At 74.4% G+C, this 16,611-nt stretch carries 10 protein-coding genes and 1 pseudogene; 6 read left to right on the forward strand and 5 right to left on the reverse strand.

Annotated features, from left to right (window positions below; translation table 11 throughout):
* Positions 1–155 precede the first annotated feature (155 nt).
* On the reverse strand, positions 156–2,321 hold the full coding sequence (locus HCK00_RS15790; RefSeq protein WP_168102590.1) for a RecQ family ATP-dependent DNA helicase: 2,166 nt from the start codon (positions 2,319–2,321) through the stop codon (positions 156–158).
* A gap of 417 nt (positions 2,322–2,738) precedes the next feature.
* Here HCK00_RS15790 and HCK00_RS15795 point away from each other — a divergent pair, with 417 nt between their 5' ends.
* The gene (locus tag HCK00_RS15795; protein ID WP_168102591.1) at positions 2,739–4,025 is read left to right on the forward strand and encodes a DUF4192 domain-containing protein; all 1,287 of its coding nucleotides are present in this window, start codon (positions 2,739–2,741) and stop codon (positions 4,023–4,025) included.
* Between the two features lie 301 nt (positions 4,026–4,326).
* Here the strand turns inward: HCK00_RS15795 and HCK00_RS15800 are convergent, their stop codons facing one another.
* Together HCK00_RS15800 and HCK00_RS15805 are read right to left on the reverse strand one after the other, a co-directional pair.
* On the reverse strand, positions 4,327–5,367 hold the full coding sequence (locus HCK00_RS15800; protein ID WP_168102592.1) for a polyprenyl synthetase family protein: 1,041 nt from the start codon (positions 5,365–5,367) through the stop codon (positions 4,327–4,329).
* Complete coding sequence (locus HCK00_RS15805) at positions 5,364–6,527, reverse strand: tetratricopeptide repeat protein (protein WP_168102593.1); 1,164 nt, start codon at positions 6,525–6,527, stop codon at positions 5,364–5,366. Before HCK00_RS15805 ends, HCK00_RS15800 begins: the two co-directional genes overlap by 4 nt.
* 596 nt (positions 6,528–7,123) lie before the next feature.
* Here HCK00_RS15805 and HCK00_RS15810 point away from each other — a divergent pair.
* From HCK00_RS15810 to HCK00_RS15825, 4 genes and pseudogenes are all read left to right on the forward strand, one after another.
* Positions 7,124–7,891, forward strand: coding sequence for an NUDIX hydrolase (locus HCK00_RS15810; protein ID WP_168102594.1), 768 nt, complete (start codon positions 7,124–7,126; stop codon positions 7,889–7,891).
* A 227-nt stretch (positions 7,892–8,118) separates the two neighbouring features.
* Positions 8,119–9,060, forward strand: a complete 942-nt coding sequence (locus tag HCK00_RS15815; protein ID WP_168102595.1) for a FadR/GntR family transcriptional regulator — start codon at positions 8,119–8,121, stop codon at positions 9,058–9,060.
* Positions 9,061–9,378: 318 nt separating this feature from the next.
* Positions 9,379–10,965, forward strand: coding sequence for an RNA polymerase sigma factor (locus tag HCK00_RS15820; protein WP_168102596.1), 1,587 nt, complete (start codon positions 9,379–9,381; stop codon positions 10,963–10,965).
* Between the two features lie 158 nt (positions 10,966–11,123).
* Positions 11,124–11,942 (forward strand): annotated as a pseudogene (locus HCK00_RS15825) (S1 family peptidase); the annotation flags it as partial.
* Between the two features lie 488 nt (positions 11,943–12,430).
* On the opposite strand, the gene HCK00_RS15830 reads toward HCK00_RS15825, so the two are convergent.
* Positions 12,431–12,658, reverse strand: a complete 228-nt coding sequence (locus HCK00_RS15830) for a DUF7455 domain-containing protein (RefSeq protein WP_168102598.1) — start codon at positions 12,656–12,658, stop codon at positions 12,431–12,433.
* Between the two features lie 437 nt (positions 12,659–13,095).
* Here HCK00_RS15830 and HCK00_RS15835 point away from each other — a divergent pair, with 437 nt between their 5' ends.
* Entirely contained in the window at positions 13,096–15,234 is a 2,139-nt protein-coding gene (locus HCK00_RS15835) for a DNA gyrase/topoisomerase IV subunit B (protein ID WP_168102599.1), read from the forward strand.
* Positions 15,235–15,340: 106 nt separating this feature from the next.
* Here the strand turns inward: HCK00_RS15835 and HCK00_RS15840 are convergent, their stop codons facing one another.
* Entirely contained in the window at positions 15,341–16,273 is a 933-nt protein-coding gene (locus HCK00_RS15840) for a ferredoxin family protein (protein WP_168102600.1), read from the reverse strand.
* Positions 16,274–16,611 lie beyond the last annotated feature (338 nt).

Raw genomic sequence — 16,611 nt, forward strand, 5'->3', positions numbered from 1 at the left:
CCGGAAGCGGATCGAACGGTACGGCCGCGCCGGTCCACCACTATGCCGATCTTGACGAGCGGGGAGAAGACGGCGCGGCGGAGGCGAGGAAGTGCGGCCCGGCGGCGGCCCGTTGCGGCGGGGGGCCCGCCCCGGGGCGTCGGGCCGGAGCCGGGTCAGCCCGACGTGGCGAGCACCAGCGGCAGGACCGGCCCGCCGCCCTCCTGACGGAGCAGGCGGGCGGCTACCGCGAGGGTCCAGCCGGATTCGGTGTAGTCGTCCACGAGCAGCAGCGGTCCGGGAGCACCGGCCAGCGCCTCGCTCAGTTCCCCGGGGACGGCCAGGGCGCCGGACAGGGCCCGCAGACGCTGCGCGGAGTTGCTGCGGCCCGCCGCCCCGGCCCCGTCCGGCCCGGTGTAGGTGAGGGAGCCCAGGAAGGGGAGACGGCCGATGTCCGCCAGCGCTCGCGCGAGGGAGCCGACCAGCTCAGGGCGGGTCCGGGAGGGCACCGCGACGACGCCGACCGGCCGTCCGGGGCCGTCCGGGGCCGGCGAGGCCCAGCCGCCGGGGGAACTCGCCCAGGCGGCGAGGACGGAGACCGCGGCCCGCAGGACGTCGTCGGGGACCGGCCCGTCGGGGGCGTCCCCGGTCAGCAGCGGGCGCAGCCGGTTGCCCCATCCGATGTCCGACAGCCGTCCCAGCGCGCGCCCGGGGGAGCACTGTTCCCCGGCCGGGATACGCCCTTTGAGCTGGACGCCCAGCGCGGGCATCCCGGTCGGCCACATCCGGCGCGGCTCGACCTCGACCCCGGGGCGGTCCAGCTCCTTCGCGGCGCCCGTCAGCGCGTCCGCCGAGACGGCGGGGTCGGCCCAGGGGCCGGCGCAGTTGTCGCAACGGCCACAGGGAGCGGCCCCCTCGTCGTCCAGCTGGCGGCGCAGGAACTCCATCCGGCACCGGGACGTGCTCGCGTACTCGCGCATGGCCTGCTGTTCGGCGGCCCGCTGCCGGGCCACCCACGCGTACCGCTCGGCGTCGTACACCCACTCGGCCCCGGTGGCCGTCCAGCCTCCCTTCACCCGCTGGACCGCGCCGTCGACATCCAGCACCTTCAGCATGGACTCCAGCCGGCTGCGCCGGAGGTCCACCGCCGCCTCCAGGGCCGGTACCGACAGCGGCCGCCCCGCGGTGGCGAGGGCCGTGAGGGTCTCCCGCACCCGCGCCTCGGGCGGGAAGGCGGAATCGGCGAAGAAACGCCAGATGGCCTCGTCCTCCTTGCCGGGCAGCAGCAGCACGTCCGCGTGGGCCACGCCGCGGCCGGCCCGTCCCACCTGCTGGTAGTAGGCGATCGGGGAGGACGGTGACCCCAGGTGCACCACGAACCCCAGGTCCGGCTTGTCGTACCCCATCCCCAGCGCCGACGTGGCGACCAGCGCCTTCACCCGGTTCTCCCGCAGATCGGCCTCGGCCTGCAACCGGTCGGCGTTCTCGGTCCTGCCGGTGTACGAGGCCACCCGGAAGCCCCGCCCGCGCAGGAAGGCGGTCGTCTCCTCCGCGGCGGCCACCGTGAGCGTGTAGACGATTCCCGAGCCCCGCAGGTCCTCCAGATGCTCGGCGAGCCAGGCCATCCGGTGCGCCGCGTCCGGCAGGTGGACCACTCCGAGCCGCAGACTCTCCCGCTCCAGCGGGCCGCGCAGCACCAGGGCCTCACCGGCGCCGGTGCCCAGCTGCTCGGCCACGTCCGCGGTCACCCGGGCGTTGGCGGTCGCCGTGGTGGCCAGGACCGGGACACCCGCGGGCAGTTCGGAGAGCATCGACCGCAGCCGCCGGTAGTCCGGGCGGAAGTCGTGCCCCCAGTCGGAGATGCAGTGCGCCTCGTCGACCACCAGCAGACCCGTGGTGGCGGCGAGCCGCGGCAGCACCTGGTCGCGGAAGTCCACCGAGTTCAGGCGCTCCGGGCTGATGAGGAGGACGTCGGTCTCGCCGCGCCCCACCTCCTCGTGGATGGTCTCCCACTCCTCGGGGTTGGCCGAGTTGATGGTGCGCGCCTGAATACCGGCGCGCGCCGCCGATTCCACCTGGTTGCGCATCAGCGCCAGCAGGGGCGAAATGATCACTGTGGGGCCGGAGCCCCGCCTCCGCAGCAGAGCGGTGGCCACGAAGTACACCGCCGACTTGCCCCACCCGGTGCGCTGTACGACCAGGGCCCGCCTGCGCTCCCGGACCAGAGCCTCCACCGCCTGCCACTGGTCCTCCCGCAGGCGCGCGGACCCCTCCGGCGCGCCGACCAGCTCGGCGAGGACGGCGTCGGCTTCGGCGCGGAGATCCAGGGTGTCGGTGTGCATGGGCCCATGCAACCCGATGGCACGGACACCGCGCGAACCCGCCGGTCACGCGGTGCCCCGGCCGGCTCCTCCGCCGGCCGGGGGACGGCCCCGAGGGCGGAAGGGGAGTGGATACGGCTCTCCGGTGGGTCCGCTCCGTGTTCCCGCAGGGTTCCCGCAGGTCGGCGCGGTTTCTGCGGGCCTTGTGGGCCGCCGGGACCCCTGCGGATCTGCCGGATCTGCCGGGCCTGCCGGGCGTGCCGGATCTGCCGGGCCTTGCAGTCCCGGCAGATCCACGACGTCTGCCCGGTCCGGCGGCGCCGGGTGGTCCGTACCGGATATCCACAACCGCCCTGACCGGTATGACCGGTGCGGCCGGCCCCGGCCGGTTTATCCACAGGCATGGCGGACGGGAGCGGACCGCGCCACGCTCGGCCCATGACGAAGTACAGCGAACCGCGTCCGCCGTCCCCCGCCGGCCAGGTCTCCCTCCGCAGCCCCGCCGAGCTCGCCGACGCCCTCCCGTACCTCATGGGTTTCCACCCGGACGACAGCATCGTCATGGTGGCCGTCCACGGCGGCCGGGGCCGTTTCGGCGGCCGTCTCCGCCTGGGGATTCCGCGTGAGCCCCGGGAGTGGCCCGCGGTCGCGGAGCAGCTCGCCCGGTGCCTGGTCGCGGGCAGTGCCCGGCGGCGCGGCCGACCCGACGGCGTCATCGTGTTCCTCTGCCAGGACCCGCCGGACGGTGAGAGCGGCCGGGAGGTCGCCGAGCGGCTGCGGCCGCTCTCCCGGGAGCTGCGTCTGGCCTGCGGGGCCCTGGAGGTGCCCGTGCTGGAGGCGCTCTGCGTCGCCGGCGGTCGCTTCTGGTCCTACTGCTGCCCCGACCCCCGCTGCTGCCCCGAGGAGGGCACGCCGCTCGCCCCGCGGGGCACCTCGGTGATGGCCGCGGCCTCGGCCTACGCCGGCCTGCCGGTGGTGGGTTCGCTGCGGGAGATGGAGGCCCGGTTCGCCCCGATCAGGCCCGGGGCGGTGGCGCAGGAGGCCGCACTGGACGCCGCGGCGGCGCGGCTCGTGCCCCGCATCCTGGACGGCACCGGCCGGGAAGCCGTCCAGGAGGAGACGCTCGCCCTGGCCGAACGGCTCCTCCACCGGTTCGCGCGGCGGCCGGCGGCCGGCGGCGGACCGGCGGCCGACACCGGGGACGACGCCCTGCTCGACCCGGGGGAGGCGGCGGAGCTCCTGCTCGGCCTGCAGGACCGCACCACCCGCGACCGGGCCGCGGAGTGGATGGAAGGCCCCGAGGCGGAGCCCGCCCTGCGGCTCTGGCGGGCGCTCGCCCGCCGCTGCGTCGGCGCCTACGCCGAGCACGCCGCCGCTCCGCTCACCCTCGCCGGCTGGGTGGCGTGGTCCACCGGGGACGAGCCCGCGGCGCGCGCGGCCCTCGGCCTCGCCCTCCGGGCCGACCCGGAGTACGTCTTCGCGCGCCTGCTGCACGAGGGGACCAACGAGGGGGTCGACCCCGAGGTTCTCCGTGGCTGTCTGCGGGAGGAGCGGGCTGCCCGCCGCGCCGCCGGAGCACGCCCGGAGGGCCGGCCCGCCGGCGGTTCGCGGCGCGGCGGGCGGCCCGCGGGCCGGGCTCCGGGCGGCACCCGGCCGCCGGTGGCCGGTGACCGGCGGCGCGGTGCCCGCCGGACGGGCCTGGCCGAGGGGAAGGGGCGCTCATGACGGCGGTCCCCTCGGCGCCTGCCCGTTCGGGGGCCGGCCCTGTGCCGTCGCGGAGCGGAGCGGCTTCGCGCCATCGCTCGCCGGCTCCCGGGGGCCGACGGGGCCCGTCAGGTGACGGAGGCGTGAGCGGCGGAGGCGTGAGCGGCGGAGGCCGGGGCGGCGGAGGCATGAGCCGCGGAGGCCGCTGTTGGCGGAGCTCGCCGGGGAGGCGCGGTGTCTTCCGGCCCGGTGGCCGCGGCCGCCCCGCGTCCACCGCGCCGCCCCGGCCCCGTTTCTGCCCCGGCCCTGACCGGCCGGCGTCTCAGAGCTCGCGCCGCACGAGGAACGCCGACAGCGCCCGCAACTCGTCACCGGCCGTGCCCCGCGGTGACACGTCCGCGAGCGCGGCCTCCGCCGCCCCGAGGTGTCCGCGCGCCTCGTGCAGCGCCGCCGCCCGGCCACCCGCCCTCTCGATGAGCGCGGCCGCCTCCCGCGGATCCGCCCCCGAGGTGAGCAGTGAGGCCAGGCGGCGGGCCTCGGATGACGGGGAGCCGAGAGCCGCCAGCACCGGGAGGGTCTTCTTGCCCTCCCTGAGGTCACCGTGCACGGGTTTGCCGGTGACCTCGGGGTCACCCCAGATGCCCAGCACGTCGTCGACGGCCTGGAACGCCAGGCCGAGGCGGCGGCCGGCCCGGTCCAGCGCGGCGACCACCGGCGGCGGCGCGCCGCCGAGCAGGGCACCGAGCGCGACCGCGCACCCCAGCAGCGCGCCCGTCTTCCGCTCGGCCATCGTCCGGTACTCCGCCGGCCGCACCCGCTCCGGTCCCGTCCAGGGGCGGGCGGCGAACAGCAGGTCGTCCGCCTGTCCCGCCACCAGATCACCCAGCGCCACCGACAGCATCCGCATCGCGGACGCGTCCGCTCCTGCCGCGGCGAGCGTTTCGACGGCCTGGGCGAACAGTCCGTCCCCTGCCAGCACCGCGGGCCCCGTGCCGTACGCCTTCCACACCGCCGGTCTGCGGCGCCGGACCGGATCCCCGTCCATGATGTCGTCGTGGAGCAGGGAGAAGGTATGCACCAGTTCCACCGCGACCGCGGCGGGCACGCCGGCCCGCCCGGCGGCCCCCGTTGCCTCGGCCCCGAGCACGGCCAGCGCCTGCCGCACCCCCTTGCCGCCGGACGCGGCCGTGGACGCGCCGCCCACCTCGCACCAGCCGAAGGAGTACGCGGCCATCTCGCCCACCCAGGGATGCATCCGCCCGACGGCCTCCGAGAGCGCGGGCCGCACCACGGCGCGGCAGCGTTCCAGGACGAGGGGGACGTCGACCGGCGCCCGCGGTGCCGAGGAGACCGGAGCCGTCACCGTACGGCCTCCGCCCGGACGCCGTGTTCCTCCCGCGCACCGGCTCCGGCCCCCGTCCCCTGACCCTGCTGTGCGCCGGGTTCCTGTCCCTGTCCCTGCGCCTCATGCCCCCGCGCGGCGGGCTCGTCCGGTGCGCGCAGACCGAACTCCTCCTGCGCCCGCGCGACCATCTTCCGGGCGTGCCGCAGTCCGATCCGTTCCGACTCGCGTGCGAGCGCGGCCAGTTCGGCAGCGGTGTCGGCGCGGTCGCGGCCCAGCCGGGCACACGACTTGGCCAGCCCCAGCCGGGCCAGCGCCTCCCCGCGGACCTCGCCCATCTCGCGGAACTCCGTCAGCGCCAGTTCGTACATCTCCCGTGCCTCGGCGTGACGCCCGGCCCGGTAGAAGACGTTGCCGCGCATCTTGTGGTTGTAGGCCAGCGCGCTGGACAGCCGCATCGTCCGGCAGATCGTCTCCGCCCGCGACAGCAGGGCGAGGGCCTGCTCGACGTCCCCGTCCCGCGCCGAGAGGATGTCGGCGAGCCCGCGCAGGGCCCAGGCGTGACCGCGCCGGTCATCGGCGTTCTCGGCTATGCCGGCCGCCTCCTCGAACAGCGCGTAGGCACTGTCGTATGACCCCTGCTGACGGTGGATCTGCGCGATACCCTCCAGCGCCCACACCGTGTGCCGGGCCTCACCGCGCCTCCGGGCCTCGGCCAGCAACTGCTCGTGCAGCCGGGCGACGGCCTCGTAGTCCCCCTGGATCCGGCCGGTCTCGGCCAGCCCCGCGAGGGAGTAGCCGCGCACGACGACATCGCCTCCCTGCTCACCGAGCGTGGCGGCGAGCCCGAGCAGCCGGCGGGCCAGTGCGAACGAGCCCCGCTGCCGGGCCAGGGTGCCGCCGCTCCACAGTGCCCAGGCCATCGCCCCCTGGTCCGCCGCCGTCCTGGCCGCCCGGTAACTCGCCTTCCACGCCCGGTCGGCCTCGTCGATCCGCCCCAGCCGTCGGCAGGCCTCGGCCACCGCCAGTCCGGAGCGCGCGGCCTCCCCGTGCTTTCCGGTGTGCTCGGCCTCCCTCAACTGCTCCGTGCCGGCGGCCAGTACGCCGGTGAGCGAGGAGTTCACGGACAGGGTGTTGCTCAGGGCGCCCTGGTACTCCGGAGCGAATGCCTTGCCGTACATGCTTGCCTTTCGATGCGTCGGTCTCTCCGTCCCGGCCTCACTCTCTACACGCCGTGTATACGCGATATGTATAGAGCCCCGGGGTGGACCCCTGAGCCGGACCCAGGGGGTCGTCCGTTGGTGGTCAAGACGCCAGGCGCCCCTCCCGGGGTTGCCCGTGAGGCGAGAGTTGTCTCCTGAGGCGGTTCCTGACGTCGCGTCCGCCGCGGAACGTCCCGCCGGGTAGGGCCGCAGACGGTCCCCGTCGGGCGGCACCGGCCTCCGTCGGCCCGCGGTCCGCCTGCTCGGTCCCCGGGCCCGGAGTTCCACGCACCGGACGGAGCCCCCGGGTGCCGGCGGTGACCTCGGCGCCGACCGGATCCCGGGTGCCGGCGGTGGGGTTCGGGGCGGTTCCCGCCTGGCGGCCCGGCATCGCCGGGCCCGTTCCCAGCTGTCCCCGCAGGGCCCGTTCCCGCCCTGCCCCGCCCGGCGGCAGCGGCCCGTGGGGAGGTCCGGGAGCGGTCCCCCTTCAGAGCCCGGGAACCGGCGGCGGGCCGGGTCCGGCGGAGAGCCGCCGAACCCTCCGGGGCGGCCGGGCGGCCCCCTATGATCTCGGCATGTCGCCCTACGACCCCGCGGACTTCCCGCCCTTCGCCGTCACCGTGGACCTGGTCGTGCTCACCGTCCGGCGGGACGCCCTCTGCGCGCTGGCGGTCCGGCGCGGTGAATCGCCGTTCCAGGGCTGCTGGGCCCTCCCCGGTGGTTTCGTGCGGGCGGACGAGGACCTCGCCGGGGCGGCCGGCCGGGAACTCTCCGAGGAGACGGGCCTGTTGGCCTACGACCCGGGCGGGCCGGTGCCCGCTGCCGGCGGCGCCCACCTCGAACAGCTGGCGACCTACGGCGACCCGGCCCGTGATCCCCGGATGCGCGTCGTCAGCGTCGCCCATCTCGTCCTCGCCCCGGACCTCCCCGCGCCGCGGGCCGGCGGGGACGCGCGCAGCGCGCGCTGGGCCCCGGTGGAGTCGCTGCTGGGGGAGGGGCCCGGCGCGGCCCGCGACGGTGAGCAGGCGGTACGGCTCGCCTTCGACCACGGCCGGATCCTGGCCGACGGGGTCGAGCGCGCCCGTTCGAAAATCGAATACTCCTCACTGGCCACGGCCTTCTGTCCGCCGGAGTTCACGGTGGGGGAACTGCGCCGGGTCTACGAGGCGGTCTGGGGGGTGGCGCTCGACCCCCGCAACTTCCACCGCAAGGTCACCGGCACCCCCGGCTTCCTGGTCCCCACCGGCGGCACGACGACCCGCCAGGGCGGGCGCCCGGCCCAGCTCTTCCGCGCGGGCGGGGCCACGCTGCTCAACCCGCCGATGCTGCGCCCCGAGGTGTGACAGGGGTCTTCCCGTCTCCGGTCCCGGCCGGCCCCTTCCCGGCGGGACGCCGGGCGGGCCGGGACCGGCTCCGGCCGCCGCCGGCGCGCGTGTTGCCGCCCCCGGCCGGGCAGTGCCCCCGGTTCGCCGCGCCGTTCGGCGTGAGGGGGTGGTGACACCCACGCCACGCCGTCCGGTTGCTTCCGATGCGGCGTCAATTGTGAGGTAATGGGCGATCACCCTTTCGTGTGCTTTTCACCAAAGACCTCAAGGCCGTCCGGGGGGCCGCCGACAAAGGATGCGTGAGTACCCTTGCGCACACCACGATGACCTCCGCTCGCCCCGTCGACTCCGGTCTCTCCGGTCCGGGCGAGCTTGACCGTTACCCCTACGCGGAGGGCCCGGTGGGCGAGCGCGCCGTCGGTTCCTCCTGGGAGGGAGGCGAATCGGAGATGGGCCGCGTCGGCCGCCGTACGGCCGGCAGCCGGGGCCGCGGCCTGCACGGCCAGCTCGTCCAGCAGCTCGGGCAGATGATCGTCTCCGGCGACCTGGGGGCGGACCGTCCGCTGGTCCCCGAGGAGATCGGGCAGCGCTTCGAGGTGTCCCGCACCGTGGTGCGGGAGTCGCTGCGCGTCCTCGAGGCCAAGGGTCTTGTCAGCGCCCGGCCGAACGTCGGCACCCGGGTCCGCCCCGTCAGCGACTGGAACCTGCTCGACCCCGACATCATCGAGTGGCGCGCCTTCGGGCCGCAACGCGACGACCAGCGGCGGGAGCTCTTCGAGCTGCGCTGGACGATCGAGCCGCTGGCCGCCCGCCTCGCCGCCGGGCACGACCGGGAGGACGCCCAGCAGCGGCTCACCGACATGACCGACATCATGAGCCGCGCCCTCGCCCAGGGGGACGCCCTCACCTTCGGCCGCGCGGACGCCGAGTTCCACGCCCTGCTGCTGCAGCTCGGCGGCAACCGCATGCTGGAGCATCTCTCGGGCATCGTCTCCTCGGCGCTCCAGGTCTCCGGCGGCCCGGCGACCGGCTGCGACCGCCCCACCGAGAGCTCCGTGGGTCACCACATCCGCATCGTCGAGGCCGTGGGCGCGGGCGACGCCGGCGGGGCGGAGTCGGCGATGCGCCAGCTCCTCACCATCCACCCCGACGTGGAACACGTGGTCCCAGCGCCGCGCGAGCACTGACCGGGTGAGCGGTGGAGCCGCGCGCGAGCCCCGCCGCCGGATCCCGGTGGCGGGGCTCGCGGCGTTCTCGGCCGGTGTGCCCGGTTTCCGCCGGTTCAGGGTTCTGTGCGGGTGTGACCCGGGCCACGCGGATCGGGCGTAACGCTCTTTGCGGATGCGCGATGACCTAAGAGGTGATGGCCGGTGGAGGAATACCGGCGCCGTTCGCGGCGCTGAGGATTGCTCCACGGTCCGCCCGCGCCGCCGGTCCACCCCGCCGGCGGTCCGTCGGCTCCCGTCCCGGACGGAGCCGGAAGCCGTTCCCATCGTTCCGAGAGGTTGTTCGTGTCGGCCAGCACATCCCGTACGCTCCCGCCGGAGATCGCCGAATCCGAGTCTGTCATGGCGCTCATCGAGCGGGGAAAGGCTGATGGGCAGATCGCCGGCGACGATGTGCGTCGGGCCTTCGAGGCCGACCAGATTCCGCCAACCCAGTGGAAGAACGTTCTGCGCAGCCTCAACCAGATCCTCGACGAGGAGGGTGTGACGCTGATGGTCAGTGCCGCGGAAGCCCCCAAGCGCACCCGTAAGAGCGTCGCAGCGAAGAGCCCGGCCAAGCGCACCGCCACCAAGTCCGTCGCCACCAAGACGGCGACGGCGCGCAAGGCCACCGCCCCCACGTCCCCGTCGGCCCCCGCGGCGCAGGCCCCGGAGGCGTCGCCGTCCGCCGAGGCCCCGGCGTCCGCCCCCGCGAAGAAGGCGGCGGTGAAGAAGGCGGCAGCCAAGAAGCCGGTCGCCAAGAAGACCGCCGTGAAGAAGACCGCGGCCAAGAAGACCACGGCGAAGAAGGACCCCGAGGAGCTGCTGGAGGGCGTCGAGCCCCTGGCCGAGGAGGCCGGTCCCGCGGCCGGCAAGCCGGGCGAGGCCGTCGAGCCCGAGCAGCCGGAGAACCAGGGTTTCGTCCTCTCCGACGACGACGAGGACGACGCCCCCGCGCAGCAGGTCGCCGCCGCCGGTGCCACCGCCGACCCGGTCAAGGACTACCTCAAGCAGATCGGCAAGGTGCCGCTGCTCAACGCGGAGCAGGAGGTCGAGCTCGCCAAGCGGATCGAGGCCGGCCTCTTCGCGGAGGACAAGCTCGCCAACTCCGACAAGCTCGCCCCGAAGCTCCGCCGCGAGCTGGAGATCATCGCGGAGGACGGCCGGCGCGCCAAGAACCACCTGCTGGAGGCCAACCTCCGGCTGGTCGTCTCGCTGGCCAAGCGCTACACCGGCCGCGGCATGCTCTTCCTGGACCTGATCCAGGAAGGCAACCTCGGTCTGATCCGCGCGGTCGAGAAGTTCGACTACACCAAGGGCTACAAGTTCTCCACCTACGCGACCTGGTGGATCCGCCAGGCGATCACGCGCGCGATGGCCGACCAGGCCCGCACCATCCGGATCCCGGTGCACATGGTCGAGGTCATCAACAAGCTCGCGCGGGTGCAGCGTCAGATGCTCCAGGACCTCGGCCGGGAGCCGACCCCGGAGGAGCTGGCCAAGGAGCTCGACATGACCCCCGAGAAGGTCATCGAGGTCCAGAAGTACGGCCGGGAGCCGATCTCGCTGCACACCCCCCTCGGTGAGGACGGCGACAGCGAGTTCGGTGACCTCATCGAGGACTCCGAGGCCGTCGTTCCGGCCGACGCGGTCAGCTTCACCCTGCTCCAGGAGCAGCTGCACTCGGTGCTGGACACGCTCAGCGAGCGGGAGGCGGGCGTGGTCTCGATGCGCTTCGGCCTCACCGACGGCCAGCCGAAGACGCTGGACGAGATCGGCAAGGTCTACGGCGTGACGCGGGAGCGCATCCGGCAGATCGAGTCCAAGACGATGTCCAAGCTGCGTCACCCGTCGCGCTCGCAGGTACTCCGCGACTACCTCGACTGATCACCCGGTCGGGCGAAGCCCGCAGATCCTCCCGCCGGCCCCGGAATCCCCGAGATTCCGGGGCCGGCGGCTGTTCGGCCGCCCACCGTCCGGGTGGCGGCCCCGGGCGCGGTGTTTGACGCTGGGGCCGCACGCGTCGTCGCGGAGGAGGAGGCAGCATGTCCGTCCTGCGGAATCTGGCCCGGTCCCTGGCACTCATACCGGCGGCGGTGGCCTCCCTGGGAGCGTCCCTGGCGGCGGCGCCCGGAGCGGCCGCGGACGGCGCGGTGGTGGGCGGCAGAAAGGCCAGCACGGCCGACCGGCCCTGGGCGGTGGCCCTGGCCAGCCGTGACCGCTTCGGGGACGCCCGGGCCGGGCAGTTCTGCGGCGGGGTGGTGGTCGGCCGGCGGACGGTGCTGACGGCGGCGCACTGTCTGAGCCAGGAGGTGCTGGGAGTCGAGCCCACGGCCGTGCCCGACCTCACGGTGATCACCGGGCGGGACGACCTGCGGGCGGACGGCGGCGAGGAACTGCGGGTGCGGCAGGCGTGGGTCAATCCCGGCTACGACAGCGTCTCCAACGCCGGTGACCTGGCGGTGCTCACCGTGGACGGGATACGGCCCGGAACGGGCCTGAGGACGGCCCGCGCCGGTGACGGAGCGTACCGCCCGGGCACCCCGGCCGAGGTCTACGGCTGGGGGGACACCACGGGCGACGGCCGGTACGCGGCCGTCCTGCGGGCGGCGCGGGTGAGCGTCCTGGCGGACGAGGTCTGTGAACGGGCCTACCCGGGGAGTGCGCACGGCACGTACCAGCGGGAGTCCATGGTCTGCGCGGGGAGCCCCGGCGGGGGCGGCGACGCGTGCCAGGGGGACAGCGGCGGGCCGCTGGTGGCCCGGGGCCGGCTGGTGGGCCTGGTCTCCTGGGGGAGCGGCTGCGGCACCGCGGGCAGCCCGGGCGTCTACACCCGGGTGTCCACGGCGATGGGCACGGCCGAGGCGGCGGGGGCCGTGGAGGACGGGGAGGCCCCCGTGGCGGGCGCGGGCCGCGCGGACGGAGCCGGCACCACGGAAAACGCAGAAAACACAGAATCGGCCGGTGCCGAGGCGGCGGACGGCCGGGGGGCCGTGGGCCCGGTGGAGGCCGAAGACGCTGAGGTCATGGACGGTCACGACAGGGCCACCGGCGGTGCGGAAAACGCTGAGGACACCGGGGACACCGGGGACACCGGGGACGCCTGGGCCTTCGGGGAAGAAGAAGCCGCCCGGCAGCGGTGACGGGCGACGGGGTGGGTGCCGGGCGGTGGCGGTGGGCCGTCGCCGCCGGCGCGAGCCGGGGATCAGAGGCCCGGCGTCGCGATCGGGGTCAGGTGACCGCGATGGGTGACCGCGGGACGACGGAGCGGGCGCGCGGGCCTGGGGTCAGGGCCGCACGCCCGCTCTCCGGCCACGGGGACCGGCTGGTCGCTCGTCGTCCGCCGCAGCGTTCAGCGCTCGTCTTCGGGCGCTGTGGCGGGAGCGGTGAGGCGCTCCGTCTCGTCCTGTATCTCAGCGGCGATCTTCTTCAGTTCCGGCTCGAACTTGCGCCCGTGGTGGGCGCAGAAGAGCAGTTCACCACCGCTCATCAGGACGACGCGCAGGTATGCCTGGGCGCCGCAGCGGTCGCAGCGGTCAGCGGCCGTCAGCGGGCTCGCGGGGGTCAGAACAGTAGTCACGTCGCCTCTTCTCTAGCTCGACGAGCTGTCGTACCAGGGTCAACATCCAACCAGGCCGAAAACGTTCCCGCTCGTGCCTTTTTCTCGAAACCTTCCTTCCGAGTCGACCGGATGCTGCCGGGTGGCGGCGAATGAGCCGTATCGCGTTGGCTTACGTATTCATCGCGCTGCTTGTCGGTGGTCCGTCCTCCGGCTGGATTGCCGTCGTTCATGAGGACGTGCCCGGAGCCTAAATGGTTCATGCCTCCAAGGGAACGTGATGTCCATGTCACCACCTCCGGGGATCGAACGTGTGAACGATGCTCGACTAGCATGGTCGCTCCCGGAGGGTGGCGTCACAAAGGCTCTACCAGGCCTCGGTACCCTCTCATCGGGGACCCAAGCAGCCCCTGGCCCGGAGTCGGGCCAGATGGAAAATTCAGCGAGGAGCGAACCGCGTGACCGCCGAGACGTCCGTACCGTCCACAGCGCTGCTGACCGGAGCAGACCGCGACGGCGGCTCCAACTACACCGCGCGGCACCTCCTCGTCCTCGAAGGGCTGGAAGCGGTCCGCAAGCGCCCGGGCATGTACATCGGCTCGACCGACAGCCGTGGCCTGATGCACTGCCTCTGGGAGATCATCGACAACTCGGTGGACGAGGCCCTCGGGGGGCACTGCGACCACATCGAGGTGATCCTGCACGAGGACGGCGCCGTGGAGGTCCGCGACAACGGCCGCGGCATCCCGGTGGACGTGGAGCCCAAGACCGGGCTCTCCGGCGTCGAGGTCGTGATGACGAAGCTGCACGCCGGAGGCAAGTTCGGCGGGGGGTCCTACGCGGCCTCGGGCGGTCTGCACGGTGTCGGCGCCTCCGTCGTCAACGCCCTGTCCAGCCGGCTCGACGTGGAAGTGGACCGGAACGGCCACACCCACGCCATCGGCTTCCGGCGCGGGGTGCCGGGGATCTTCACCGAGTCCGGTCCGGACGCCCCCTTCGACCCGGCCAACGGGCTGATCAAGAAGAAGAAGGTGCCCAAGGGCCGCACGGGGACACGGGTGCGCTTCTGGCCCGACCGGCAGATCTTCCTCAAGGACGCCCGGCTCTCCCTGGAGACCCTGTACGCCCGGGCCCGGCAGACCGCCTTCCTGGTGCCCGGGCTGACCCTCGTCGTCCGCGACGAGCGCCGCTCCGCCGGCGCCGACGGCACCGAGCAGGGCCCCACCGAGGAGGTCTTCCGGTACGACGGCGGGATCAGTGAGTTCTGCGAGTACCTGGCCCAGGACCGGGCCATCTGCGACGTGCTGCGCCTGACCGGCCAGGGCAGCTTCAAGGAGACCGTGCCGGTCCTCGACGACCGCGGCCACATGACCCCCACCGAGGTCACCCGCGACCTCGGCGTCGACATCGCGCTCCGCTGGGGCACCGGCTACGACACCACGGTCCGCTCGTTCGTCAACATCATCGCCACCCCCAAGGGCGGCACCCATGTCGCGGGCTTCGAACGGGCGCTGACCCGGACCGTCAACGAGGTGCTGCGCTCGGCCAAGCTCCTCCGGGTCGCCGAGGACGACGTCAACAAGGACGACGCCATGGAGGGGCTCACGGCGGTGGTCACCGTGCGCCTCGCCGAGCCGCAGTTCGAAGGGCAGACCAAGGAGGTGCTCGGCACCTCCGCCGCCTCCCGGGTCGTGGCCGCCGTCGTCGCCAAGGAGCTCAAGGCGTTCCTCACCTCGGTCAAGCGGGACGCCAAGCAGCAGTCCCGCGCGGTGCTGGAGAAGATCGTCGCCGCCGCCCGCACCCGCATCGCGGCGCGCCAGCACAAGGAGGCGCAGCGGCGGAAGACGGCCCTGGAGTCCTCCTCCCTCCCGGCCAAGCTGGCCGACTGCCGCAGCGACGACGTGGACCGCAGCGAGCTGTTCATCGTCGAGGGCGACTCGGCGCTCGGTACCGCCAAGCTGGCGCGGGACTCCGAGTTCCAGGCGCTCCTGCCCATTCGTGGCAAGATCCTCAACGTCCAGAAGTCCTCGGTCTCGGACATGCTCAAGAACGCCGAGTGCGGGGCGATCATCCAGGTCATAGGGGCCGGGTCCGGCCGGACCTTCGACATCGACCAGGCCCGCTACGGCAAGATCGTGCTGCTGGTGGACGCCGACGTGGACGGCGCCCACATCCGCTGTCTGCTGCTGACGCTGTTCCAGCGGTACATGCGCCCGATGGTGGAGGCCGGGCGGGTGTTCGCGGCGGTGCCGCCGCTCCACCGGGTGGAGCTGACGCACCCCAAGAAGGGCCAGGACAAGTACGTCTACACCTACTCGGACAACGAACTGCGCACCCTGTTGCTGGAGTTCCAGCGCAAGGGCGTCAAGTACAAGGACTCGATCCAGCGGTACAAGGGCCTCGGCGAGATGGACGCCGACCAGCTCTCGGAGACCACCATGGACCCCCGCTTCCGGACCCTGCGCCGGATCAACATCGGGGACCTGGAGGCGTCCGAGAGGGTCTTCGACCTGCTGATGGGGAACGAGGTCGCGCCGCGCAAGGAGTTCATCACCAACTCGGCGTCCACGCTGGACCGGTCACGCATCGACGCCTGAGGCCCGGCGCCGCCTGAGGCCCGGCGTGGCGCGTCCGTCCGTCGTCCGGCCGGCCAGGGGAGTCCCGGGCCGGCCGGCGGGGGCCGGTGGGTGTCCGGGGCGCGGCTCAGCGCGCCGGGCCCCCGAGTTCCCGCACCGCCGTGACGTCCATCCGGACCGGGGTCCCCGGCGCCTTGCCGCAGCTCTCCGGCCGGGGCGGCAGGGCCGTGCCCCGTTCGACCCGTACCTGCCAGGCCCGGCCGTCCGTGTGCGCCACGGTGACGGACCAGCCCGGCGGCTCGTCCGGGCCGCCCTCCGGGAACGGCTCGGTGCGCACCACCGACAGCGCGTCGGCGCCGGTCTCCCCGGTGCGGGCCCGTACCGCCAGATCGGCCGCCTGACCGGGCCGCTCCCAGCAGGAGCGCCCCCGGGAGTGCGCCGCCACCACCTGGCCCTCGCGTGCCGCGTGGGTGATCTCCTTCACGGCCCGCGCGGTGACCCGGCCGTACGCGTAGCCGTACGGGAGGACGAAGAGGGTGGGCGCGAAGCGGTGGCCGCCGATGTGGGTGACCTCCCACGCGGCCTCGCCGGCGGCGGCCAGTTCCTCCGCCAGCGGGCGGCCCAGCACTGCGCAGCAGCGGTCCCGCCTGCCGTTGGTGCAGACGAGGACCGGCGGATCGCCCTCGTAGGGCTCCCACAGGCCGTCGTGGACCCCGGCCCCGAGAGCGGCGAAGTCCAGGCCCGGAAGGTCCGCGGGATCCACGCCGCGGGCGGTGCGGATCCAGGAACGGCCCGGGGCCGTGTGCGCCAGGTACAGGCGCCCGGCGCGTCCCGGCCGGTCCGGGTGGCGTCCGGGCCGGCGGATCAGGGCGGTGCGCACCTCGGTGCCCGTGGTGGCGGACTCCAGCGCCTCACCGACGGCGGGGTCCAGACGGCTTGAGGTGAGCGCCTTGGCGCCCCACGGGCCGGGCTGTTCGATCAGCAGCCAGGTCCGCGCGGTGGCGGCCGTCCCGGCGAGCGGTTCGGACAGGTCATGGGACGCGGTCGCACACATGCTCACGCAGGTGAGCCTAACCGGTGGGGGTGGATCCACGCCGCCCGAGCGTCACCGGCGGCGGGGGACGGACGGCCGGGTCCGGGCCGCGCCGCCGCCGGTACCGGAGGGGGAACGCCGATGGAGAACGACGGCGCGGGCGGAGGCGGCCGGGGCGGGAGCGAACGCGCGTTCCCCGGCGCCACCGGCCGGGCGCGGTGGGGGCCCGCGCGGGACTCCGGACGCCGGCGCCCGGCGGGGCGCGCGGGCGCGGGCCCCGGGACCGTGCCCGCGTCCCGCCGGGCAGGGCGGACCTACGGGCTCCGCGCGGCGCGGGAACCGCCCACGGCGGCCGGGGACGGGCC

The sequence above is a fragment of the Streptomyces zingiberis genome, from assembly GCF_012034935.1.
In the GTDB taxonomy this organism is placed as follows: Bacteria; Actinomycetota; Actinomycetes; order Streptomycetales; family Streptomycetaceae; genus Streptomyces; species Streptomyces zingiberis.